This is a genomic window from Pararhodospirillum photometricum DSM 122 (assembly GCF_000284415.1).
Lineage (GTDB): Bacteria > Pseudomonadota > Alphaproteobacteria > Rhodospirillales > Rhodospirillaceae > Pararhodospirillum > Pararhodospirillum photometricum.
The window spans coordinates 88,450-111,403 of record NC_017059.1 but is presented as its reverse complement, the minus strand read 5'-3'; the positions used below and the strand labels follow the sequence as shown (position 1 = coordinate 111,403).

At 63.4% G+C, this 22,954-nt stretch carries 17 protein-coding genes and 1 pseudogene; all 18 read right to left on the bottom strand.

The window, feature by feature from the left end:
* Positions 1-51 precede the first annotated feature (51 nt).
* The 18 genes and pseudogenes from RSPPHO_RS00390 to bchB all read right to left on the bottom strand — a co-directional run bounded on the left by RSPPHO_RS00390 (position 52) and on the right by bchB (position 22,952).
* Entirely contained in the window at positions 52-438 is a 387-nt protein-coding gene (locus RSPPHO_RS00390; RefSeq protein WP_041793609.1) for a response regulator, read from the bottom strand.
* A 135-nt stretch (positions 439-573) separates the two neighbouring features.
* Entirely contained in the window at positions 574-1,518 is a 945-nt protein-coding gene (locus RSPPHO_RS20670) for a methyl-accepting chemotaxis protein (RefSeq protein ID WP_157879028.1), read from the bottom strand.
* Positions 1,519-2,017: 499 nt separating this feature from the next.
* Positions 2,018-4,939, bottom strand: coding sequence for an ATP-binding protein (locus RSPPHO_RS17330; protein WP_051013527.1), 2,922 nt, complete (start codon positions 4,937-4,939; stop codon positions 2,018-2,020).
* Between the two features lie 241 nt (positions 4,940-5,180).
* Positions 5,181-6,638: an Asp-tRNA(Asn)/Glu-tRNA(Gln) amidotransferase subunit GatB gene (gene gatB, locus RSPPHO_RS00375; RefSeq protein ID WP_014413304.1), complete on the bottom strand. Its 1,458-nt coding sequence runs from the start codon at positions 6,636-6,638 to the stop codon at positions 5,181-5,183.
* 3 nt (positions 6,639-6,641) lie between these two features.
* Positions 6,642-7,607, bottom strand: a pseudogene (locus RSPPHO_RS00370) (amidase family protein); the annotation flags it as partial.
* A gap of 12 nt (positions 7,608-7,619) precedes the next feature.
* Positions 7,620-7,991, bottom strand: coding sequence for a DUF4870 family protein (locus tag RSPPHO_RS00365; protein WP_041793607.1), 372 nt, complete (start codon positions 7,989-7,991; stop codon positions 7,620-7,622).
* Positions 7,992-8,134: 143 nt separating this feature from the next.
* Positions 8,135-8,833: a RadC family protein gene (gene radC / locus RSPPHO_RS00360; protein ID WP_041793606.1), complete on the bottom strand. Its 699-nt coding sequence runs from the start codon at positions 8,831-8,833 to the stop codon at positions 8,135-8,137.
* A gap of 97 nt (positions 8,834-8,930) precedes the next feature.
* Positions 8,931-9,758: a type I methionyl aminopeptidase gene (gene map / locus RSPPHO_RS00355; RefSeq protein ID WP_041793605.1), complete on the bottom strand. Its 828-nt coding sequence runs from the start codon at positions 9,756-9,758 to the stop codon at positions 8,931-8,933.
* A 50-nt stretch (positions 9,759-9,808) separates the two neighbouring features.
* On the bottom strand, positions 9,809-10,537 hold the full coding sequence (sfsA, locus tag RSPPHO_RS00350; protein WP_041793604.1) for a DNA/RNA nuclease SfsA: 729 nt from the start codon (positions 10,535-10,537) through the stop codon (positions 9,809-9,811).
* Between the two features lie 28 nt (positions 10,538-10,565).
* Positions 10,566-12,038: a putative photosynthetic complex assembly protein PuhE gene (gene puhE, locus RSPPHO_RS17325; RefSeq protein ID WP_051013526.1), complete on the bottom strand. Its 1,473-nt coding sequence runs from the start codon at positions 12,036-12,038 to the stop codon at positions 10,566-10,568.
* Positions 12,039-12,115: 77 nt separating this feature from the next.
* Entirely contained in the window at positions 12,116-12,574 is a 459-nt protein-coding gene (gene puhC / locus RSPPHO_RS17320; protein WP_014413297.1) for a photosynthetic complex assembly protein PuhC, read from the bottom strand.
* Between the two features lie 182 nt (positions 12,575-12,756).
* Complete coding sequence (gene puhB, locus RSPPHO_RS00335; RefSeq protein WP_041793603.1) at positions 12,757-13,356, bottom strand: photosynthetic complex putative assembly protein PuhB; 600 nt, start codon at positions 13,354-13,356, stop codon at positions 12,757-12,759.
* Positions 13,356-14,111 carry a photosynthetic reaction center subunit H gene (gene puhA / locus RSPPHO_RS00330; protein WP_014413295.1) on the bottom strand — a complete coding sequence of 252 codons (756 nt, stop codon included), beginning with the start codon at positions 14,109-14,111 and terminating at the stop codon, positions 13,356-13,358. The genes puhB and puhA overlap by 1 nt, the downstream gene beginning before the upstream one ends.
* 24 nt (positions 14,112-14,135) lie before the next feature.
* Positions 14,136-16,001 carry a BCD family MFS transporter gene (locus RSPPHO_RS00325; RefSeq protein WP_157879027.1) on the bottom strand — a complete coding sequence of 622 codons (1,866 nt, stop codon included), beginning with the start codon at positions 15,999-16,001 and terminating at the stop codon, positions 14,136-14,138.
* Positions 15,998-16,699, bottom strand: a complete 702-nt coding sequence (bchM, locus tag RSPPHO_RS00320) for a magnesium protoporphyrin IX methyltransferase (protein WP_014413293.1) — start codon at positions 16,697-16,699, stop codon at positions 15,998-16,000. The genes RSPPHO_RS00325 and bchM overlap by 4 nt, the downstream gene beginning before the upstream one ends.
* On the bottom strand, positions 16,699-17,589 hold the full coding sequence (bchL, locus tag RSPPHO_RS00315; RefSeq protein WP_041793602.1) for a ferredoxin:protochlorophyllide reductase (ATP-dependent) iron-sulfur ATP-binding protein: 891 nt from the start codon (positions 17,587-17,589) through the stop codon (positions 16,699-16,701). Before bchL ends, bchM begins: the two co-directional genes overlap by 1 nt.
* Before the next feature lie 52 nt (positions 17,590-17,641).
* On the bottom strand, positions 17,642-21,391 hold the full coding sequence (locus RSPPHO_RS18530; RefSeq protein WP_041793601.1) for a magnesium chelatase subunit H: 3,750 nt from the start codon (positions 21,389-21,391) through the stop codon (positions 17,642-17,644).
* Positions 21,366-22,952, bottom strand: a complete 1,587-nt coding sequence (bchB, locus tag RSPPHO_RS00305) for a ferredoxin:protochlorophyllide reductase (ATP-dependent) subunit B (RefSeq protein ID WP_014413290.1) — start codon at positions 22,950-22,952, stop codon at positions 21,366-21,368. Before bchB ends, RSPPHO_RS18530 begins: the two co-directional genes overlap by 26 nt.
* Positions 22,953-22,954: the final 2 nt, after the last annotated feature.

The window sequence follows — 22,954 nt, the reverse complement described above, 5'->3', positions numbered from 1 at the left end:
CTCGGGAACGCGGGGCGCGTGCGGCGGCCCCGTGTCCCCTGAGGCAGCAACCTACGGAATAATCTGGCGAATGGCGCTTTGAAGCTTGATCAGGGTAAAGGGCTTTCGTAGGAGCAGAGTAACGCCGGCCTCCCGGATCATGTCTTCTGTCAATTCTTCGCCGGCCGACGTCACAAGAACCAACGGAATGGTCCGGTCGATGCCCTTTTCGCCCTGGCGAATGCGACGGGCGCACTCAAGGCCATCAAGGCCTTCCATCTTCCAATCCAAAATAACGAGATCTGTTTTGCGGCCCGACGCTAAAGCCGAGAGAACCTCGGCGCCGTCGATGGTTTTAACGATCTCCCAGGGGCCGCTCCATTCCAAGGCTTTGGCAATAAGCTCTCGCAAAATGGAATTGTCCTCAGCAATGATGGCGCGTCTCGTTCTCTCCGCCATACTCCCCTCCCATCGGTCCATCCGTGACACGTTACGAGACCATGACAAGAGGTGCGACAGCCTCTTCTTGGATCCGTTTATGGTCACATCAAGGTTTCAAAGGCCAGGATCAAGTCCGTTTGACCGCAGGGCATGCTAAAAAAGCTCAACCGTCGTGTTGGTTTCGCTTTGATTGTTTGAGTTGAGTTTGGTGAGGGCCTGCTTGACCATGGCGTCGATCCGGCGCCGATAAAGGGCGTTCACCGCCTCAAGGCTGGTGTGGGACGGATTGGCCATTTCAACAATGGTCGTCTCGATCCCCTGGGAAATCTCAAGAAAACAGGCTGATAAGCCCTCAAGACGGCATTTGACCACGTCTTGGAACTGGATGGAGCCGATCATTTTGAGGATGGGCTCGGACAGGCGTTCGTTCTCCTGAGAGACCTTGGTCAAGGTATCGCTTTGATGGCTGATGAGGATCTGGAGGTTTTGCGTCAGTTCATTGACCGCTTCCGAGATGACGGCAAACCCCTCTTCCTCTTTGGACACGCGGTCGCTCACGATAGACTTCAGGCTTGTGCTGATCACGTGCTCAAGATCGTTGATTCCGTCGCCGATGGCCTTGGCGGCCTGATCGGATTGCTGCGAGAGAGCGCGTACCTCTCCGGCAACAACCGCAAAGCCCTTGCCTGATTCTCCCGCGCGCACCGCTTCGATCATGGCATTGAGGGCGAGCATCCGAGTCTGATGGGCGATGTTGCGGACTGCGTCAACGGCCGAGGCGAGAACCGAGGCAACCCGGCTCACTTCCTCAATGCGCGACTGAGCGGAAAGCATATCTTGCTGGCGTTCCCGGGCAAATTCATCAATCAAGGTATGGCTTCTGGAAAGTTGCGCTTCAGTTCTGTCAATAATGTCAGCGACCCTGTCGCGGGAGCCGGTGTCGGCAATATAGTTCAGGAGGCGCCTCAATCCATTTTCAACTTCACCAAGGTCATTCATTAGGGTGATGGCATTCCCTTCTGTCGCCTTGATGACTTCGGTTGTTTCTTTTTGCATGGTTACGGCAAAGTCGCCGAAATACTTGATTTTCTCTGCCAAGCAGACGCCGCACTGGAAGGCGTCATACGATGCAGGGGGGGGCGAAGACGAGGAAAGGGGCGGGGGCGGGGCGTTCTGTAGGGGGCGGGGCGGCTGAGGGGAGCGGGTGTCCCATAAAATCAGGGGGAGCAATCCCAGGACGACCAGGAGACCGCGAAGGGCTAGGCCCATCCCCTCGGGCAAGGGGGGGGAGGCTCCACAGAAGGCCCTCAGCCACGGGGAGGGCCGCGAGCACGAGGAAAACAACCAACCTCTTCCGAAAAAACGGGCTGCCTTGTGTCATCAACACCTCCGGGCCCTCAGGACGATGATCCCTCCCGAGAGGACCACTCCCGTCGCCCGGGCTTTCGCCCTCCCCCTGGCTCCAGGAGTGGGTGGATGTCGCAGCGAAGCGAGATTTAGGATCATGGTCGTACATTGTATAAGGTATGTCCAGATGGTTTTACGCGTCAAACGACCGCAAAGAAGTCTGTATGGACCTCATCTCTCCTTGACGCGGTCACGCTGTCGTTGTCGGCGAAGCCTGGGAAGCGGCGAGGGCAAGGGCGGGGTCAAGGGTTGCTAAAAGGCGTGTGAGAGCGTTTTCAAAGGGATCGGCAAGGGATCGGCATCCTTCAAGGTTGTCGCCTCGGGCCACGCGCTCCAACGCCACCACGGCGTCGTGGATTGAGGTGGCGCCGAGCGTGGCCGAAACGCCCTTTAACGAGTGGGCCAAGTCGTAGATGGCTTGGGTATCCCCGAGCAGCAAGTACCCTCGGAACAGGTCGATGGTGTCTTGGTTTTGTTCGATGAATTGGGTCAGCGCGCTGAGATAGAGCTTCCGCATGCCCGACATGTGGCGAAGGCCAGCCCGGACATCCAATCCGTCAATCGCGCCAAGGAAGTGGATCTCCGCGTGATGATCGACCAAGACGTCGTGTAAGCCTTGCTGCTCGACCGCCCCCTCGCCAGTCACCCATTTTAGCAGAACAGTATAGAGGTCGGCCGGGTCAAAAGGCTTGCCGACGAAGTCATTCATCGAAGCATCCAGGCACTCTTCCTGCTGGCTTCGCAGAGCATTTGCCGTCATGGCAATAATAGGGAGATCAGAAAAACGCGGATCCTTGCGCAGAAGGCGTGTGGCGGTCAATCCATCCATCCGGGGCATTTGCACATCCATTAAGATAGCCTCGTAGCTGTTCTGCGTTGCCTTTTCTACGCATTCAACCCCGTCGTGCGCCACATCAACCCGGGCGCCCACGGCTTCCAACAAGCCCACGGCCACCAATTCGTTGGTCGGATTATCTTCCACCAGCAAGACCCGTGTTCCCTTCAGGAGAGCGACGTCCACCGGGGGGGCCGCCGGAGGGCCATGGTCTGGAAGGGATCCTTCACCGAGCCTTCCATCGGCGCTCAACACCTTGACCGAAAACCAAAAAGTGCTGCCTTGTCCTGGCGTGCTGTTGACGCCGACCGCTCCTCCCATCAGTGTGGCGAGTTGCTTGCAAATGGCCAGCCCGAGACCCGTGCCTCCAAAACTTTGGAAAACCGTGTAATCGGCCTGTTCAAAAGGCTGAAAGAGCTTGTCTTGTTTGTCTTCGGGAATGCCAGGGCCTGTATCGGTAACGGATATTTTTATCAGGCACTCCGGGGGAGTGGGGCTCTCGGCCTCAATGCTGATCGAAATGATGCCATTCTCGGTGAACTTCACAGCGTTGCTCAGGTAGTTCGTGAGTATTTGAGTCATCCGCAGTGGATCCCCGACCACAAGGGACGGGGTGGTGGGTGAACGTGTCACCGTCACGGCAATCCCGCGTTCATCCATCTTGGGTCGGAAAGGTGCCAACGCCTCTTCGAGTAAGAGGTCAAGCTCAAAGACAACCGCCTCAATCGTCAGCTTGCCAGCCTGGAGCTTGGAGATGTCGAGAATGTCATTGAGGATAAGGAGGAGCTTGCTGGCGGAAGACACCGAGATCTCGAGCTGTTTACGAACAGTGGAAGGCAAGTCTCCGAGCAACACAAGGTGTAGCATCCCAATGATGCCATTCATGGGAGTGCGGATCTCATGGCTCATGTTGGCCAGGAACTCGCTCTTGACGCGGGACGCTTCGTCGGCGCGTAACTCGGACTCTTTGAGGCGGGTGATATCGACGTGGGTGCCGATGATCCGGGTTGCCCGCCGCCGGGCATCGCGTGTTACAACGCGGCCGCGGCGCAAGATCCACTTCCAGCTCCCATCCTTGGCCCGCATGCGCAGTTCCTGGGAGAACTCGCTCACGTTCCGTTCAATGCAGTTTTTATTGAGGGTCTGGAAGGTGTCGCGGTCATCGGGATGAATCAGGGTGAGCATCACCGCTTGATCCATGATGTCGTCCGCCTCGTCATACCCCAGCATGCGGTAGGCGTTGGGGCTACAGTAGTTTTTTCCTGACTCCGAACTCCAGTCCCAGACTCCGTCATTGGCGGCCAACATGGCGAGTTGGAAACGTTCCTCCATGCTGGAGAGTGCCTGATGGGCCTCCTGATGCCGCGCCTGCCAGTTGCGATAATAGGAAACCGCCCAGAAAATACTAATTATAAAAAAGAATAAACTAAGAACAACGGTGATGTTGGTTTGCTGTCGCCATGTGTTGAGATAATGATCATCGGCAATCCCGACATTAACGTAGTAAGGATAATTGCTAATGCGTGAAAAATAGACGGCCCGCGCTGTTCCATCCCAGGTCGTTCCGCTGTGGTATCCACCCTCCCGGGCGCCGGAGCCGATGATGGCTTGCAACTCGGGCGATATAGTTTTGTTTCCTCGAAACTTGTCTCCAGGATCGGGGTGGCGGACAATAATCGCCATGTCCTGGTCGCGGATGCTGATGCCTCCTTTGGGGCCAACATCAATCGTTTCCAAAAACTCTTTGATTCGGGCCAGGGAAATGGCCGAGCTGACCACCCCAAGAAGATGATCGTCGGCACAATAAACACGACGCGCCATATAGACGGAAGGATGGCCTGTCGTTCGGCTCAGATGAGGCCCGCCAAAAACCGTCTCGCCGGTCTCGCTGGCCAGGGCGCGTATAAAATAATCCCGATCGGAAACATTGACAGAATTAGTGGCGTCAACGTCTGTGCCATAGAGAATGCTGCCGGAAGGATCAATAAAGCGAAAAGAATCGATGTAGCTATAACGACTCTTTATTATTTCAATATAGCTTTTTATCCGAAAAATGCTAACGCCATGTTCATCGCATTTTCCCGCAATGCTATCGGCAAGAGCCGTGAGCATGACCTCATTGAGCGTCAGGCTGTCGCTCATTGATTTTTCAACGGTTTTGGCGATGTTTTTGACGTCGGTGTCAGCCTGCTGGCTATAGAGCGTGTAGCTCCGCCAGATTGTTGTGGTTGCACCGGAAAACACGAAGAGATTGGCCAAGGCCACGGCAATGACCAAGCGACGGAGTGGCCCTCCCCCCATGGTCCTGGCGAAGAGAAGCCTCTTCATATGCCCCGATCCCTCTGATCGCATGGGTCCTGTCTGGACTGGGGCGCGGACGCGTCGCCCCCCTCGGATATGGCCCAACGACGAGGGAGAGTCAATAACGAGGATGTAACCTTAAGGCCAGGATGGGGCCCCTTTCTTCAAGCCGAGGGGGTCTGGGGAGGCAAGCCTCCCCAGCCTTCCCTGTTGCGCCTCACCCGAGCAGGCGGCCTTTCAGGATATCATTGACCAGCGCCGGATTGGCCTTGCCGCCCGTCGTCTTCATGACCTGACCCACGAACCAGCCCAGCAGCTTGTCCTTGCCGCCCCGCACCTCGTTGGCCTTGTCGGGGTTGGCGGCAATCACCGCATCCACCGCCGCTTCAATGGCGCTGGTGTCGGTCACCTGCGTGAGGCCCCGTTCCTCGACGATCTGCCCCGGGGCGCTGCCGGTTTCCATCATGATCTCGAACACATCCTTGGCGATGCGTCCGTTGATCACCTCGTCGCGCAGCAGGTCGAGCAATTCCCCCAGGTGAGCCGCCGACACCGGGCTGTCCGCCACCGCGCGACCGGCCTTGGCCAGGGCGCCAAACAGGTTGTTGATCACCCAATTAGCCGCCAGCTTGCCATCGCGCCCCGTGGCCACCGCCTCGAAGAAGTCGGCGTTGTCGCGGTCCACGACCAAGACGCTGGCATCGTAGGGGGTGAGGCCGTAGTCGGCGATAAAGCGTTCCTTCTTGTCGTCGGGTAGCTCGGGCAGGGTGTCGCGGACCCGATTGACGAAGTCGTCGTCAAACTCCAGGGGCAACAGGTCGGGGTCGGGGAAATAGCGGTAGTCGTGGGCGTGCTCCTTGGAGCGCATGGAGCGGGTTTCGCCCTTGGCCGGATCGAACAGGCGGGTTTCCTGCTTCACCTCGTCGCCACTTTCCCAGACCATCACCTGACGGCGCGCTTCCGTCTCGATGGCCTGCATGACAAAGCGTACCGAGTTGACGTTCTTGACCTCGCAGCGGGTTCGCAAGGCTGTTTCGCCCTCGCGGCGCACCGAGACGTTGACGTCGGCGCGCATGGAGCCTTCCTCCATGTTGCCGTCGCAGGTCCCGAGGTAGCGCAAGATCGAGCGCAGCTTGCGCAGATAGGCCCCGGCTTCCTCGGGCTCGCGCATGTCGGGGCGCGAGACGATCTCCATCAGGGCCACGCCGGCCCGGTTGAGGTCGATCAGGCTGCGAGTCGGGTGCTGATCGTGCATCGACTTGCCGGCGTCTTGCTCCAGGTGCAGACGCTCGATGCCGACGGTGCGTGACGACCCATCGGGCATGTCGAGGACCAAACGCCCCTCGCCGACGATGGGCTGCTCGTACTGGCTGATCTGGTAGCCCTGGGGCAGGTCGGCGTAGAAGTAGTTCTTGCGAGCAAAAATCGAGTGCTTGTTGATCTTGGCGCGCAGGGCCAAGCCGGTGCGCACCGCCTGCTCGACGCAATAGCCATTGATGACCGGCAGCATGCCGGGCAAGGCGGCATCCACCAGCGAGACCTGGGTGTTGGGCTCGGCGCCAAAGCGGGTCGAGGCGCCGGAGAACAGTTTGGACTGGCTGACGACCTGGGCATGAACTTCCAGGCCGATCACCACTTCCCAAAAGCCCGTGCTTCCTTCAATGCGATAGACCATGGCTCAACCCTCCGTCTTGGCGGCAAGAAAAGCGGGCCGGGCCGTGAAGGCCGCCGCCTGCTCCATCACCAGACCGGCATTGAGCACGGTTTCCTCGTCGAAATGCCGCCCGATCAGCTGCAAGCCCACGGGCAGGCCCTCGGCCGACAGCCCCACCGGCAACGACAGGCCGGGCAGACCGGCCAGCGAGGTGGGCACGGTGAAAACGTCGTTGAGGTACATGGTAATGGGATCGTCGATGGTTTCGTTGAGCCCAAAGGCCGGGGTGGGCGTGGTCGGGGTCAGCAGAAGATCCACGTGCTCGAACGCCTTCTTGAAATCCTCGGCAATCAGGGCGCGCACCTGCTGGGCTTTCAAGTAGTAGGCATCGTAGTACCCGGCCGAGAGGGCGTAGGTGCCAATCAAGATACGCCGGCGCACCTCGGCGCCAAAGCCGGCGGCGCGGGTCTTGCAGTACATGTCATCGAGCGAGGTGCCCTCGACCCGCACGCCAAAGCGCACGCCATCATAGCGCGCCAGATTGGACGAAGCCTCGGCCGGCGCCACGATGTAGTAGGTTGCCAGTGCATACTTGGTGTGGGGCAGGCTGACTTCGACCACCTCGGCACCGGCCTCGCGCAGCCACTGGGCGCCACGATCCCACAACGCCGCCATCTGGGGATCCAGGCCATCCGGGCGGTATTCCCGGGGCAGACCAATCTTGAGGCCCCGGATGTCGCCACTGAGGGCCGCCTCGAAGTTGGGGACCTCGACCGGGGCGCTGGTCGAGTCCTTGGGGTCATGGCCGGCCATGGCGCGCAGCATGATGGCCGCGTCGCGCACGGTGCGGGTCATGGGGCCGGCTTGGTCCAGCGAGCTGGCAAACGCCACGATGCCCCAGCGCGAGCAGCGGCCGTAGGTGGGCTTCAGGCCAACAATGCCGCAAAACGCGGCGGGCTGGCGAATGGAGCCGCCCGTATCGTCCCCAGACCCCTCCCTCACTTACCACAAATAGGTGTGTGGGTTGGGGTGCGCTTTGCGCTCGTTGGCCAGCCCAAAGCCGCGCACGCAGCGCACGATCACCCAAGGAATCGCCAACAACATGATCAGTTCCCCAATCATCAGGAACTGAGTGGCAAAGCCGACCACAACGATGGCCAGACCCAACCAAAAGGTGCGGATCTGGTAGATGAAGTGGGAACGGGCCATGCCCTGGGTATCGCGCACCATGATATGCGCGATAATCGYCCCGATGATGGGGGGCACCACCATGAAAACCGGCAGCATAAGCCCGTAAACGATCTGCACCAGCTTGCGATCCCCCTCGGGATTGCTCTGCGGCGCCGGCGCGGCGGACGATGTCTCGACATCCATGAAAGGTGTTTCCCCTCCAGCCAAAGGACGAGCCCTGTGCCCGTCCCGAGGCCGCACTATGCCAGCCTCGGGGCGCGCTGACCACTCACCAGGAGAGGAGAGGCCAAGAGGGAGGCCCGCTTCCCCAACCGCCTCTTTTCCCCCTAAAACAACCCCTGGGCCCGGAAGGAAACATGCCCTCCGCGCGCGATCACAAGATGGTCATGCAAAGCAATCCCCACCGCGCGCAGGCCGTCGCGCACCTGCAAGGTCATGTCCTGGTCGGCCGCCGAGGGCGTCGGGTCGCCGGAGGGATGGTTGTGCACCAAGATCACCGCCGCCGCGTGCAGTTCCAAGGCCCGGCGCACCACCTCGCGCGGGTAGATCGGCGCGTGATTGATGGTCCCTTGCTGCTGCATCTCGTCGGCAATCAGCCGATTGCGGGAATCGAGAAAAAGCAACCGGACCTGCTCGGTGCGTTGCCCATCCAGTCGAGCGTGGCAGTATTCCAAAACACGATCCCAGGACCCCAGCACCGGTTGGTTCATCACCTGCCCTTGCAGCAGACGCACCGCCGCCACCTGCACCGTCTTGAGCGCCGCCACCGCCGCGTCGCCCACGCCGTCAGTCCGGCGCAGATCCTCCGGTGTGGCATTGATCACCTCGGCAAACGTGCCAAAGCGCGCCAACAGCTTCTTGGCCAGCGGCTTCACGTCGGTGCGGGAATGGGCCAGAAACAGCAGGAGTTCGAGCAACTCGTAATCAGGAAGACTCTCGGGGGCCGCTAAAAAACGCTCGCGCAATCGGCCTCGATGGCCCACATACAGCGGCTTCTCTACGCCGCCCTGCCCGGCCTCGGCCACCCCCGATGCGGTCGCCGGCTCCCCCGCGGGAAGCTCCCCCGCCCCGCCGCGTCCGCCCCCGGCGGCGCCAGGGGACGGAGGGTATCCTCGCCGGCGGTCATGGCGTGGCGGTGCCCGCCCCATCATAGGGCGGGCAATGCCAGCCGCGCGGCGACAGGGTGAAAATCTCGCACCCATCCTCGGTAATGCCAATGGAATGTTCAAACTGCGCCGACAAGGACTTGTCGCGCGTCACAGCGGTCCAGCCATCCGCCAGAATCTTGGTTTCGTGGCGGCCTGCGTTGATCATCGGCTCAATGGTGAAGATCATGCCCGGACGCAGCACCGTGCCCTGGCCGGGCCGCCCAAAATGCATGACATTGGGCGGCTGATGAAACTCCCGCCCCACACCGTGGCCACAGAAATCCCGCACCACCGAATAGCGCAGCGACTCGGCATAGGTCTGGATCACGTGGCCGATGTCGCCCAAGGTGGCGCCGGGCTTGGCCGCCTTGATGCCGCGCATCAGGCACTCGTAGGTCGCCTCCACCAAGCGCTTGGCCTTCACGCGGGGTTCGCCCACGTGATACATGCGGCTGGAGTCCCCGTACCACCCGTCCACGATCGGCGTGACGTCGATATTCAAGATGTCGCCGTCTTGCAACACCTTGTCCGGGGCCGGAATGCCGTGACACACGACATGATTGACCGACGTGCAAATATGTCGAGGATAGCCTCGATACCCCAGCGGCGCACACACCCCGCCCCGATCGGCAATATAGGTCGCGCACAGCCGATCCAGGGCGTCGGTCGAGACCCCAGGCTGAATGTATGGAGTGATAAAATCCAGGGTTTCGGCGGCCAGACGTCCGGCCCGGCGCATGCCCTCGAAAGCCTCCGGCCCATGAAGGATAATTCCCTGGGCTCGATGTGCCGCACTGGTCATACGGAAAGAACCTCGCTCCTTGAACTCATGAAACGGACCCTTCCCAGAGGTTAAGACGACAAGGAAGGCCGGACAAGGGAGAGTGTCCGGTTTACACGGATTCCTTGCTGGGAATCCACGTCGCACCCAAGACACACCACCTCGACGCCCGCAGCCCGGGCTTGATCGAAAGCTCGGCCATACGCCGGATCAATTTCGTCGGCAACGCGCACCCGATCACCATCGGTCCGTTGCACCACATACACCAACACGGCCCGGGCCCCTTCGCGCACCATGGTCGCGAGGTCGGCCACGTGCTTGGCACCGCGTGCGGTCACCGCATCAGGAAAGGCCACGACCCCCTCGGGAGCATCCCCGGCCTTCATGGTCACGTTCTTGATCTCAACGTAGCACGCAGGGCGGTGGTCGTCTTCCAGCAAAAGATCAATACGCGAGCGTCCGGCATAGGGAACCTCGCGGCGCACGCGGCTATAGCCAGCCAACGCCGGGATCTGCCCGGCCGCAAGGGCCTCGGCCACCACCCGATTGGGGGTGGCCGTATTCACTCCCACGCGCGCTTGTCCCAGTTCAATGATTTCCCAGGTCCACGCCAAGGCTCGGCCGGGCGTGCGGGCCGGCGACAGCCAGACCCGCGCCCCTTCCTCGCACACCGTGCGCATGGATCCCGAATTGGCCACATGCGCGATCACGCTTTGGCCGTCGTCGAGCACCACATCGGCCAAAAAACGCTTATAGCGTCGAACCAAGCGGCCCGGCACCAAGGGGTCGGGAAAGATCACCGGAGCTCTTCCCCGTCCCCGAGCTGCCTCACCACGTGATTTCAAACACGCAGGCCTGGGCCCCCATGGCCCCGCACGCCGTTTCCACCACCGTGCTGGTGGGGCTGACCAAAGCCCGGAACAGTCCCTCGAAGGTCGCCGTGTAGTAGGCGCAGGCCGGCGCGTCGGCCCGAATGGAGCGGCACAGCGGCGAGCCCTGGATGCGAATCCGAACCGGGGTCCCGGCCTCGAAGGAGAAATGCCCGCTGCCGGCAAAGGTCCAGGCGTGCCGGCCAATGGCCCCCAACAAGGTTCGCGCCGCCAAGGCGGGCGGCAGGCGCTTGAGCACAAAGGCAATGGGCTTGGGAATGCGGTTGGCCAGCAGATACTCGGCCGTGGTTTGCCCGGCGCGGCGCGAAATACGCTCGCAAAGCTGAGGGTCCAAAACTTCGCGCAAGGCGTGGTGCAGGCCTGTCACTTCCTGCTCGGGGATCATGTGGTCGGGCAGACTCTGGAGGTAGCGCCCCAGATCCGCGGCGGCAAAAACACGCTCCAGATCTCCCGGCCCGCCCAGCTCGCGCAAGGCCCGCACCACCTGGATGACCGCATTGGGCCCAATACGCGCCCCCAGGGCGGCAACAGTCGAAGAAGACGGGGAAACCGCGGTTGACTCCATGGGCATTTGTCCTCGTCGGGTTTCTAAAGCTCCCCCGTCGTGCGGGGGCCAGATTTCGATATATCCCCCGTCCTCGTCGCTAGTACGGGAACTGAGGCCCCATTTCCATAAGATCTCCGCCGGCATGGGCAGAACCAGGAACCAGTGCTCCAGCACCGCCAGCGCGGTGAGGGTCGCCAAAAACGTGACCTCGATCGCCTCGGGCCGACTGAGGGCCGGGTCCACAATTTTTAGCGTCATCACGGTGAATACCATGGTGGAGGCGGTCACGGAAATTGGAAACAGCAGATTAATCGGGCGCTTGCGGAAGTAGGTTTTAAGGTATTCCAGGTGTTCGGGAAGAAAATCCTCGCTGAGGTTGCGCGCCCCCAAAAAGACATTAAACTTGGCCGACAACCGCATGGCCCACAAGATCACAAAGGTCCACAGCCCCACCTTGTTCGGCTTGTCCCAACTCAGGGCTGTCAAAGCAACGGCCGTGCCGAGAATGGCCAATTCATGATAGAGAATGGTCAGGGTCGCCAGCCGAAACCGCCGCCATCCCCCACATCCCTCGGGACAGGCTGTGCGCCGGGGACCGGTGATGTAGCCAAACAAAAACATCATCTCGTTCCATCCCCACGCCAGCAGGCCGCAGGTGAACGAGCTATAGGCCGCCCCAACCGACGTCACCGCCGCCGTGTGGGAAATGCCGGTCAACGCCACGATCAACACCACCGTGGTGATTCCAAAGGTCAGGGGGTATGTGCGACGCGGCAAGCCGTCGAGGTACAAAATCGCCCCGGTGCTAAACCACCAAACAAACAACACATAGGCGATGGGAGTGGCGAAATCGCTGAAGGACATGGACGGCTGCGCAMCCAAAAAAAGGGAACACCCCCCCAAATCCCCCGGGATCTGGCGGACGGAGCGAGGACCGGGGCCTAATCGTGGGCTTTCGCCGCCTCAAACAACCCATTGACAACCCCGGTACTGGTGGGGCCGAACGAGCCCACATCAATGTCCATGCCGGTCCCAGGATCGGTCAGGGCGAGGCGGCCGTTTTCATGGCGTACCAGCCGATAGGGGGCCCCCAGCGGCAAGTCACGCCGCCGGCGCTCCCGCTCCAGGCTGGTCAAAATCCCGCGCAGAAAGCCGCTCTGGTCAGGGGGCACCAAGGAAATGGGTCCGGGCCTGCTCCCCTTGAGCACGGAGATCGATCCGTCCGGCTGCACCACAAGCGCCACATCCTCCGACGCCACCACCGGAGAACGCCGTTCCGCGCCCGGATCGTAGCCGCCGTAGCGCGCCGTTGCCGCAACGGTGATGGTGATGGCAATCACAACGCCGGCGGTGATCAGGGTCCAGCGCGGAACCGGCTTGTCTTCGAAAGGATCGCCCATGGCGCTGCTCTCTCCCGTATTGCTGCGGCATCGCGGTGAGCCGGGATCCTAGAGCATCGTGGCGTTTCGGACCACCCCCAAGTGGCAGCGAGCCGAGCCAGAAAGAATGAAGGGGCTGGGGCTTAAAAAAAGGCTGGGGAGGCTTGCCTCCCCAGACCCCTCGATCCTCGATGGGGGCTCGATCAGCCCGCCGAATTCGTCTCGCTGGACGTTTGGCGCAAGGCATCGGCCAGCAGGCCGGCCACGCGCTCGGCGTCGGGAATACAGCGCAGCATCGGCTCGGAGCGCTTCACCCGCCACGGGCGGACATGCGGCCACAAATGCAAGAACGCCAACCGCACCTTCTCGGTCAGAACCACGGGGATGTCCCCGGTTCCGTTGGCATAAACCTTGAGAGAGGCCGACTGGATCACCGCAAAAGGCAAGTTCATGGTGCGCGGCAGGGCCACGCCGAAGCGTAAAGCGATGCGCCGGTTGGTGAGGGTGTAAACGGTGGAGCGGGCCAGGACCCAGGCGTAGAGGGCGATGAGTCCCAGAACCACGACCGCCGGGATCAGCAGGGACAGGGCCGAGACAAAGGCCTCCGCGAAAGGAACGCCATCGTTCACCGGCCGCGCCACGTCCCAGGCAAAGAGCCCGACAAAGTACAAGGCCACCAAACGGACATGCAAAGCCCGCTGCGCCAGACTTTTCCAGTCTGGCGCCCCCTGCCAAAGGATGGTTTCCCCCTCTGGCAGGGCCTCGGGCAGGCCAAGCACGGGTTCGGAGTCGTATTCCCCCATTACCAAGCCTTCTTGGTGTACATCAGACCGCCGGCAAAGTAGCCCATCACGCGGTCTTCTTCCCGCAGGGTGATCTGGTCGGACTTGGCAATGGTCGGCGCCGAGGTGAAGTGAGCGCTATCCGCCGCCGCCACATAGATGGTGCGGGTCGAGGCCACGATCTGACCGCGGGTGAAGGGCACCAGGACCCGCTTGCCGCTGGTCAGGGCGACTTCGTAGTAGCGCACCAAGCACTCGGACTTATCAACCCAGACGTCGGCGACCGAGCCCACGACCACGTCATCGGCGGCAATAACCTGCATGCCGCGCGGATCGGGATCGCACGAGGACAGCCAGAAATCGCTGTTCTTGGCCAGGGGGACGATGCGGAGGTTACCCTCCAAGGTCAGGTCGGGGGTAGCGGCCCGCTCGGCGAACGCGGCGGGACCCACGGCGTCAACCATCGGATCGCCGGTCGGCTCCAGCGGCGAGCCCGCCCAACGAGCGGTCGGCTTGGCCTTGATCACGCGGGTGTCACGCGCATCGTTCGGAACGGAATTGGCGCCACCGTGCAGCAGGTGGAAGGTCTTCGGCGGGCTCATGGCGTGGGGGCCCATGGCCTCCAGCTTGCCCGACAGATCGTCTTCCAGGGGGTAGCCCTCACGACGGTCTTCCATACGCAGGTAGACGATCAGCCCGAGGAAAAACGACACAAAGAAAATGGCGGTAACCAAGGTGGCAACGTCGAAGTTGCCAACGAGTTCCCCAACATACATAGCATGGCCTCCTGATGTCTGAGCCTAACCCGGAAATCCGGTCAGCCCGAAACGGTCCCTCGACCGCTTCCGCCCACCGAGCCCGTCACGGGCCAAGGGGAAGAGCACGGCCAACGTGGCTAACAGCAACAACACTTCCAGTACGTACACGACTCCGTACCCAGCATACGACGCTCCCGGGTTCGGGCCAAGCGTCCCGATCCCGGCCAGGGCGGAAACGAGATCACGGATCCCACCGCCCAGGAGCGTTCCAACGCCAACCGCCGTCGCCTGCACCGCGCCCCAGGCCCCCAGGGCCAGGCCGGCATCGCCGTCGTCGGCCAGCGCCATCGCCGCAGTGAGCATGCCCACCGCGAACAAGCCTCCCCCCAGCCCGATTAAAACAGTCCCCACCCGGAACACCCAAGGCGAAGACAAGGGAGAGGCAAACAACACAAGGACGAAAGCCGCCACGCCCACCACGACCCCCACGGTCGAGAGCCGGCAGGCTTCCAGCCCCTGATCCAACACCTTACTGGCGAGCCCGAACCCAGCCAAGGTCCCAAGCGCCAACAAAGCGGTCAACACGGTCGTGGAACTCACCGACAAATGCAAGATCTGCCCGCCGTAGGGTTCCAGCAACACATCTTGCATGGAAAAGGCCATCGTGCCCAGCCCCACCGCGATCAAAAGACGCAAGGGCTGCCCTTTTTCGTAAAAAGCGTCCCAGGTTTCGCGGAAGGTGGGCTGCGCGACCCGGGGATCGGTACGGGCGGTATCCCGCACTTCCTGCTTCCACAGGGCGATGACGTTCAAGAACATGGTGGCCAGCGCCGCGCCTTGCACCACCTGAATCAACTTTATCTGAGTAAAGTCATCCAGAAGAACGCCAAAAAGGAGCGAGCTGCCGATCATGCCGACCAGCAGCATGACATACAGCAATGCCACCACACGGGGGCGCGACGACTCGGGCGCGAGATCGGTGGCCAGGGCCAGACCCGCCGTCTGGGTGGTGTGCAGGCCAATGCCAACCAGCAAGAAGGCCAGGGCCGCCCCCAGATAGCCGGCGAACTCCGACCCGACGACGCGGCCATCACCCGACATCAAAAACAGCGCGAACGGCATCAGGGCAAAGCCGCCAAACTGGGCCAACGACCCCATCCAGATGAACGGGACTCGCCGCCATCCCAGGAAGGAGCGGTAGGTATCGGACTTGAAGCCGATCAACACGCGAAACGGCGCAAACAACACCGGCAACGACACCATCGCCGCCACCAGCCACGTCGGCATGCCCATTTCCACGACCATCACGCGGTTGAGCGTGCCGGTCAGCAGCACCATGGCCATGCCCACGGAAATCTGAAACAGTGACAGTCGCAGCAAGCGATTAAGCGGGAGATCGTCGCTCGCAGCGTCGGCAAAGGGCAGGTACTTCGGCGCCAGGGTTTGCCACTGCTGGGCCACGCTGGTGCCGGCCTTGCGCACCCCATCCACCAGGGGATCGGAAATATCGCCGCCATGGGCTGCCGGGCCTTGCACGATGGCAGCCACGTCGTTGGCCTTGTCGGCCCAGCGGGTCAAGGTGCCGTTGAGGCGATCGCCCAGAACCTTGGCGACCTCCCCCACCGAGCTAGCCCCGCCCAACGGCAAGGAAGACCCCGCCTCTTTGCCCGGGGTCTCGTCAGCCGCGGCCGACTGGCCACTTTGCAGCTTTTTGGCAAACGCATCGGCCTGGGAGGCCAAGCGGCGCACGGTGGCGTCGCCCTTGCGGCCCAGGTCGGCCAGGGTCTCGCGGTGGCGTTCGTCCAGCGTCTGCTCCAAACGCTGGCGCACGGCCTCCACGTCCACCGAGCGCGCCAACTCGCGCGCCCGGGTCAACCACAGTTCGGCAAGTTGGCGCTGGCGGCTCATCCCGGACAAACCTCCAGGCCCTGGGAAATATAAAAGCCCCGGGCAACGCGCTGGGTGCGCCCGGTTTTCCAGCCCGCCAGACCCGGCTCGGCGGCCAGGGCGGCGCGGAAGGCGGGTTCGGCCAAGGGCACGATGGCCGGCGAGCGGTCCCCGCGCGGGAAAAACTGCCCCACGGCGTGCATCACCGCCAGGAGCGGGGTGCGCGGCGCGAAGGTGAAGACGATCGAGCCATCGGTGCGCGCCGCCAGGGCCGAGAGTACCTTCACCGTGTCGGCCATTTCGTAGTGGATCAGGGAATCCATGGCCACGACGTGATCGAAGCGCCCCAAGGTGGGGTCGAACATGTCGCCCACCCGAAAGTCGAGGGTGCCGGGCCCGGCGAAGTCGGCCGTGCGGGCGCGGGCGTCCTCGATCAAGGTGGCGGCCACGTCGATCGCCACCACATGAGCGCCACGTTTGGCGGCTTCAATGGCCAACATGCCCGTGCCGCATCCGGCATCGAGCAGGCGTTTGCCGGTCAGGTCGGCGGGCAGCCACGACAGCAAGGCCGCGCGCATTTCCTCGCGCCCGGCCCGCACGGTCGCGCGCACGCGGCCCAACGGCGCATCGGAGGTGAGGCGCTTCCACGCCTCAGCCGCCGTGCGGTCAAAGTAGGTTTGGATCTGCCCGCGACGGGCATCATAGGAACCGGTGGGCATCAGTCGTACCCCAGAAGATCAAAGATATCCCTGTCCTTCAGCGCGTGGGCATCCAGCGGCTCCACCCCATCCCAGAGCGCCTGGGCGATGCGCAGGTATTCCCGCTGCACCGCTTCCACTTCCGGGGTGGGTTCCAGCTCGAACAGGGTGGCTTTCTTGAGACGGCTGCGCCGGATGACGTCGAGCGCGGGGATCCGTCCCAGGGTGCGCATCCCCGAGGCATCATTGAACTTGTCGATCTGGTCGGTCTGGTCGGAGCGGTTGCAGATCACGCCGCCGAGGCGCACCTCGTAGTTCTTCGACTTCGCCCGGATGGCCGCGATAATGCGGTTCATGGCGAAGATGGAATCGAAGTCGTTCGCCGCGACCACCAGCGCGCGTTCGGCGTGGTGCAAGGGGGTGGCAAAGCCCCCGCACACCACGTCGCCCAGCACGTCGAAGACCACGACGTCGGTGTCGTCGAGCAGATGATGTTCCTTCAGCAGCTTGACGGTCTGGCCGACCACATAGCCACCACAGCCGGTGCCGGCGGGGGGACCGCCGGCCTCGACACAGAGCACCCCGTTGTAGCCCTCGAACACGAAGTCTTCGGGCCGCAACTCTTCCGTGTGATAATTCACCGTTTCCAAGGCATCGATCACCGTGGGGATCAAGCACTTGGTCAAGGTGAAGGTGGAGTCGTGCTTGGGATCACAGCCGATCTGAATGACCCGCTTGCCCAGCTTGGAGAAGGCCACCGCCAGGTTGGACGACGTGGTGCTCTTGCCGATGCCGCCCTTGCCATACACGGCAAAGACCTTGGCGGACCCGATCGAAAGCGCCGGATCCATCTGGACCTGCACGCTGCCCTCGCCATCGGGCGGGGACTCAAAGGACTCAAGCACGCTCATGACTCCCACCGGGGTCTTGCCCTGCCCGTTCCCCCGCTCACGCGGCCCCTGTTCATGCCGCCACTCCTTCCGAAACGTTTTCCAGGTTGTCCTCCAGTTCCTCGCCGGCGCGCCGCAAGGCTTCCAGCGTGGCTTCGTCAGGTTCCCAGTACTTCCGCTCGTGAGCCTCCAGAAGGCGGTTCGCGACCCGGGCCGAGGCCGTGGGGTTGAGGGCGGCAAGACGCTTGCGCATCTCTTCATCAAGGAGGAAGGTCTGCGTCAACTGCTGATATACCCACGGCGCCACCTGTCCGGTCGTTGCCGACCACCCCATGGTGTTCGTCACGTGGGCCTCGATCTGCCGCACCCCCTCGTATCCGTGGGCGAGCATGCCCTCGTACCATTTCGGATTCAAGACCCGAGTGCGGGTCTCCAGAGCCACCTGTTCGGCCAGCGTGCGAACCTTGCCGTCGCCCTTGGTCTGGTCGCCAATGTACACGGGCACCTGCTCGCCGCCCTTGGCCCGGCCAACCGCCTTGCTGATGCCGCCCAGGGTATCGAAGTAGTGGTCGATGGTGGTCACGCCCAGTTCCATCGATTCCAGGTTCTGGTAGGCGAGGCTGACGTCGGCCAGCATGGAGTTGAACAGGTCGGCCTGGGCGGTCGGCTTGCCATTGACGCCGTAGGCAAAGCTCTTGCGCTTGGTGAAGGCCTCGGCCAACTCGCTTTCGTCCTGCCAGCGCCCGCTGTCGATGAGCTGGTTGACGTTCGAGCCGTAGGCGCCGTCGGCGTTGGAGAAGACGCGCAGCGCCGCCGTCTCCAGGTCGCAGCCATGGGTCTTCATGTAGGCCAGGGCGTGCTTGCGGACATAGTTCATGTCCTCCGGCTCCTCGGCCTTGGCCGCCATCTGCGCCGCCTCGGCGAGCAGCTTGGTTTGCAGCGGCAAAAGGTCGCGGAAGATGCCCGAGAGGGTCATGATCACGTCAACGCGCGGGCGGCCCAACTCGGCCAGCGGCACCAGCTCGGCACCACACAACCGACCGTAGCCATCAAAACGCGGCCGCGCCCCCATCAAGGCCAGGGCCTGGGCGATGGGAATGCCCTCGTTTTTCAGGTTGTCGGTACCCCACAGCACCATGGCCACCGATTCCGGCAAGGCGTTGCCGTCTTGGGTGTGGCGCGCCAGGATCATCGCGGCCAGCCGGCGGCCATCTTCCACGGCAAAGCGCGACGGCAGGCGCCAGGGGTCGAAGCCGTGCATGTTGCGCCCGGTCGGCAGCACCGCCGGGGTGCGCAGCAGGTCGCCGCCCGGGGCCGGGTGGATGTAGCGGCCATCGAGAGCGCGCAGCAACGCCGGCAGCTCGTGATCCTCGGCCAGCAGGGCATTCATGCGCGCCAGATCTTCGAAGATCTCGCGCAGCTTGGCGTCGGAGCCCACGCCCCCGGCGGCCAGGGCCTTGGCCGGAGACTGGCCATTGATGAGGGCCTCCAAGGCGGCGCGCGGCGGCTTGGTGCCGTGCGAGGCGTCGCACACCGCCATCAACAGGTCGAGACGCTCGGCGGGGCCAGGCGGGGCACCGATGACGTGCAGGCCATGGGGAATGAGAGTCTCCTCGACCTCCAACACCTGACCGACCAGCCGCTCGATGCGCGTGCGGGCGTCGTCGCCCCACAAAGGCTCGGGATCGGCCAGATTGACCTCGGCGGCCTGGGCCTGGATGAGGGCCACCATGCGGTCGCGCTCGTCGTCGGCTTCCGGCGGCAGGCCGCGGTAGCGTTCCAGCGAGGACTTGAGTTCCAGCAGGCCCTTGTGCAAACCGGCTTCGGTGACCGAGGGCGTCAGGTAGGTGACCAGGGTCGCCGCCGAGCGCCGCTTGGCCAGCGAGCCCTCGGACGGGTTGTTGGAGGCATAGAGGTAGATGTTGGGCAGATCGCCGATCAGGCGCTCGGGCCAGCACTTGCCCGACAGGCCGCTTTGCTTGCCCGGCATGAACTCCAAGGCACCGTGCATGCCGAAGTGAACCACGGCGTGGGCGGCGTAGTCGTCGCGCAGGTAGCGGTAGAAGGCCGAGAAGGCGTGGGTCGGCGAAAAGCCCTTCTCGAACAGCAAGCGCATGGGATCGCCTTCGTAGCCGAAGGTCGGCTGGATGCCGATGAAGACGTTGCCCAGCTCCACGCCCAGCACAAACAAGCTGGCGCCGTCGGTCAGGTCGCGGCCGGGCGCTGGGCCCCACTGCGCCTCAATGTCGTTCAGATGCCGTTCACGCCGCACATGGTCGTCGCTGCGGATGCGGGTATGGACATTGGCCGGCGCGCCGAACTGGGCCGCGTTACCGCCCAAAATGCGCTGACGCAGGGCGTCCTCGCTTTCCGGCACCTCGACCTGATAGCCGGCCCGCGCCATGGCCTTCAAGGTGTTGTAGAGCGAGGCGTACACCGAGAGATAGGCGGCGGTCCCGGTCGCCCCGGCGTTGGGCGGGAAGTTGAACAGGACAATCGCCACCTTGCGCTCGGCGGGTGGCGTGCGGCGCAGGGCGACCATGCGGGCCACGCGGTCGGCCAGGGTCTCGACCCGCTCGGGATGGGCCACCATCTCGCGGCCCGGCCCCTCGGTGGCCTCGCCGTCGTCGGCGCGCCCGCCGTAGAGCATGGGGTTGATGCAGCCGTCGAGTTCGGGGATCGCCACCATCATGGTCGATTCCACCGGCATCAGGCCACGCGGCGATTCTTCCCATTGCGCCAGGGTCTGGAATTCGACGGCATGCGTGGTCATGTAAGGAACGTCGAGCCGGGCCAGGATCTCTTCGGCCGAGCGGGCGTCGTTGTAGGCCGGGCCGCCGACCAGGGAGAAGCCGGTGAGCGACACCATCAGGTCAATGGTCGCCCGACCATTGCGCATGAAGTACTCTTCAACCGCCGGGCGGTTGTCGAGACCCGACGAGTAGGCGGGAATCACCCGCAGGCCCCGCGATTCCAGGGCCTTGATCACGGCATCGTAATGGGCGGTATTCCCGGCCAGCACATAGGAGCGCATCACGAGAACGCCAACCACGCCGCGCACTTCCTTGGCCGCGTCCTGGGCTTCCAGGGGCGGCAGGCGGTCCAGACGATCGGTCACCCGGCCCGGCAGGCGCGGATGGTAGAGGCCAACGTCCGGGTAGTCCACCGGCGGCTGCGCCTTGACCTTGCCCCGGTAGGCGGCATGGGGGCCGGCGGCATAGCGATCAACCAGGAAGCGGATCATATTGATGAGGTTGTCATCCGATCCGGCCAGCCAGTATTGCAAGGTCAGGAAGTACGCCCGCAGATCCTGGGCCTTGCCCGGAATCAGACGCAAAATGCGCGGCAGACGGCGCAACATGGCCATCTGCTGGGCCCCGGCCCCGGCGGTCGGCTTTTCCGCCTTGTTCTTGTCGCCCTTCAAGCGCTTAAGCAGGGACAAAATGCCCCGGTCCGAGCCCTCGAAGGTAAAGTTGCCAAGCTTGGTCAGGTTAACGATCTCGCCGGCGGCGAGGCAACCAACCAAGGCATGGCACTTGTCGCGCCGGGCCTGGAGGTCGGGCAGCACGGCCTTGATCTGGTCTTCCAGGAACAACATCGTCGCCAGGATGATGTCGGCCTGGGCGATGTCGGCTTTGGCCCGGGCCAGCGCCTCGGGATCCTCGCCCCATTCCACCGCCGCGTGCATGCGCAAGGTGAGACCCGGCACGTCCTGGCGCAACATGCGTTGCGCGCGTTGGACGGCGCCCGCGAGGTGGCCGTCCAGGGTGACGATGACCACGCGAAGGGGCGTGGCGTCAGCTTCCGAAGTGGGCTTTTGCATCATACAGCGTCTCGACGGTGATGCGCGCGAGGCCACGGTCGGCCGCGAAGCGCTCTGTGTTGCGACGGGCTTTGCCCCGAACGAAGAAGGGAATCTTCTTCAGCTCGGCTTCCGCATCCGGGTCCCACACGGGCGCCCCGGGCTCGGCCGGAGCGTCGGCGGCGGCCGGCGCGGCAGGTGGAGCCCCGACGTCGGGCTCGGAAGCAACGCGCGACGTCGCGCCCCCCAGGTGCGAGGGCGAGGCGTCGGCGTGGAATTCAAAGTCGTCCTGGAACATGTGGAGCAAGTGCTCCTCCAGGCCCATCATGAGGGGATGGACCCAGGTGTCAAACAAGACGTTAGCGCCCTCCATCCCCATCTGCGGGGCGGTGCGGGCCGGGAAGTCCTGAACGTGGACCGGAGCGCTGATCACGGCACAGGGCACGCCCAGGCGCTTGGCCACGTGGCGTTCCATCTGGGTGCCCAGCACCAAGTCGGGGCGCAGTTCGGCGATGCGGGCCTCAACCTCCAGGTAATCCTCGGTGATCAGGGCCTCGAGGCCGTACTTCTGGGCGCAGGCACGGACCTCACGGCCATACTCGCGCGAGTAGGTGCCAAGGCCGACCACGGCAAAGCCCATTTCCTCGGCGGCCACGCGAGCGCAGGCCATCACGTGGGTGGCATCACCAAACAAGAAGACCCGCTTGCCCGTGAGGTAGGTGGAGTCCACGGAGCGCGAGTACCAAGGCAGCCGCAAGGCCTGCTCATCAAGAGCCGGGACATCCTCAAGCCCGGCGACCTTGGCCACCTCGGCCACGAAGTCGCGGGTGGCGCCCACGCCGATCGGCACGGTGCGCACGGTGGGCTGGCCAAAGGTGCGCTCCAGCCAGCGCACCGCCGTGTCGGCGACCTCGGGATAGAGGCTGATGTTGAAGTCGGCCTCGCCAAGGCGGGTCAGATCGGCCGGGCTGGCCCCCAGCGGCGCCACCACATTGACCCGCACGCCCAGACCATCGAGCAAGCGGCGCACTTCCAGCACGTCGTCGCGATGGCGAAAGCCCAGGGAAATCGGGCCCAGGATATTACACGACGGCGCCTGCCCCGCCGGGCGAACCCGCTTGGTGCCGGGCGGCGGCGCCGTGGGGCCGGCCATGGCCCGCACCAGGGCATAGAAGGTTTCGGCGGCGCCCCAATTGTCCTTGCGCTGATAAGACGGCAAGGACAAGGGAATGACCGGCACCGGCACGCCCACCGCGCGGGCCAGCCCGCCCGGGTCGTCCTGAATCAGCTCGCCGGTGCAGGTCGGCGCGACCAGCAGGGCCTGGGGCTGAAAGCGATCGTAGGCGTCGGCCACCGTCTGCTTGAACAAGGTCGCGGTATCGCCGCCCATGTCGCGGGCCTGAAAACTGCTGTAGGTCACGGCCGGGCGCTTGCTCCCGCGCTCGATCATGGTGAACAGCAAGTCGGCGTAGGAATCACCGGTCGGCGCATGCAAAACGCAGTGGACGCCCTCCATGGCGGTGGCGACGCGGATGGCGCCCATATGGGGCGGTCCCTCGTAGGTCCAAACCGTCAGCAGCATCC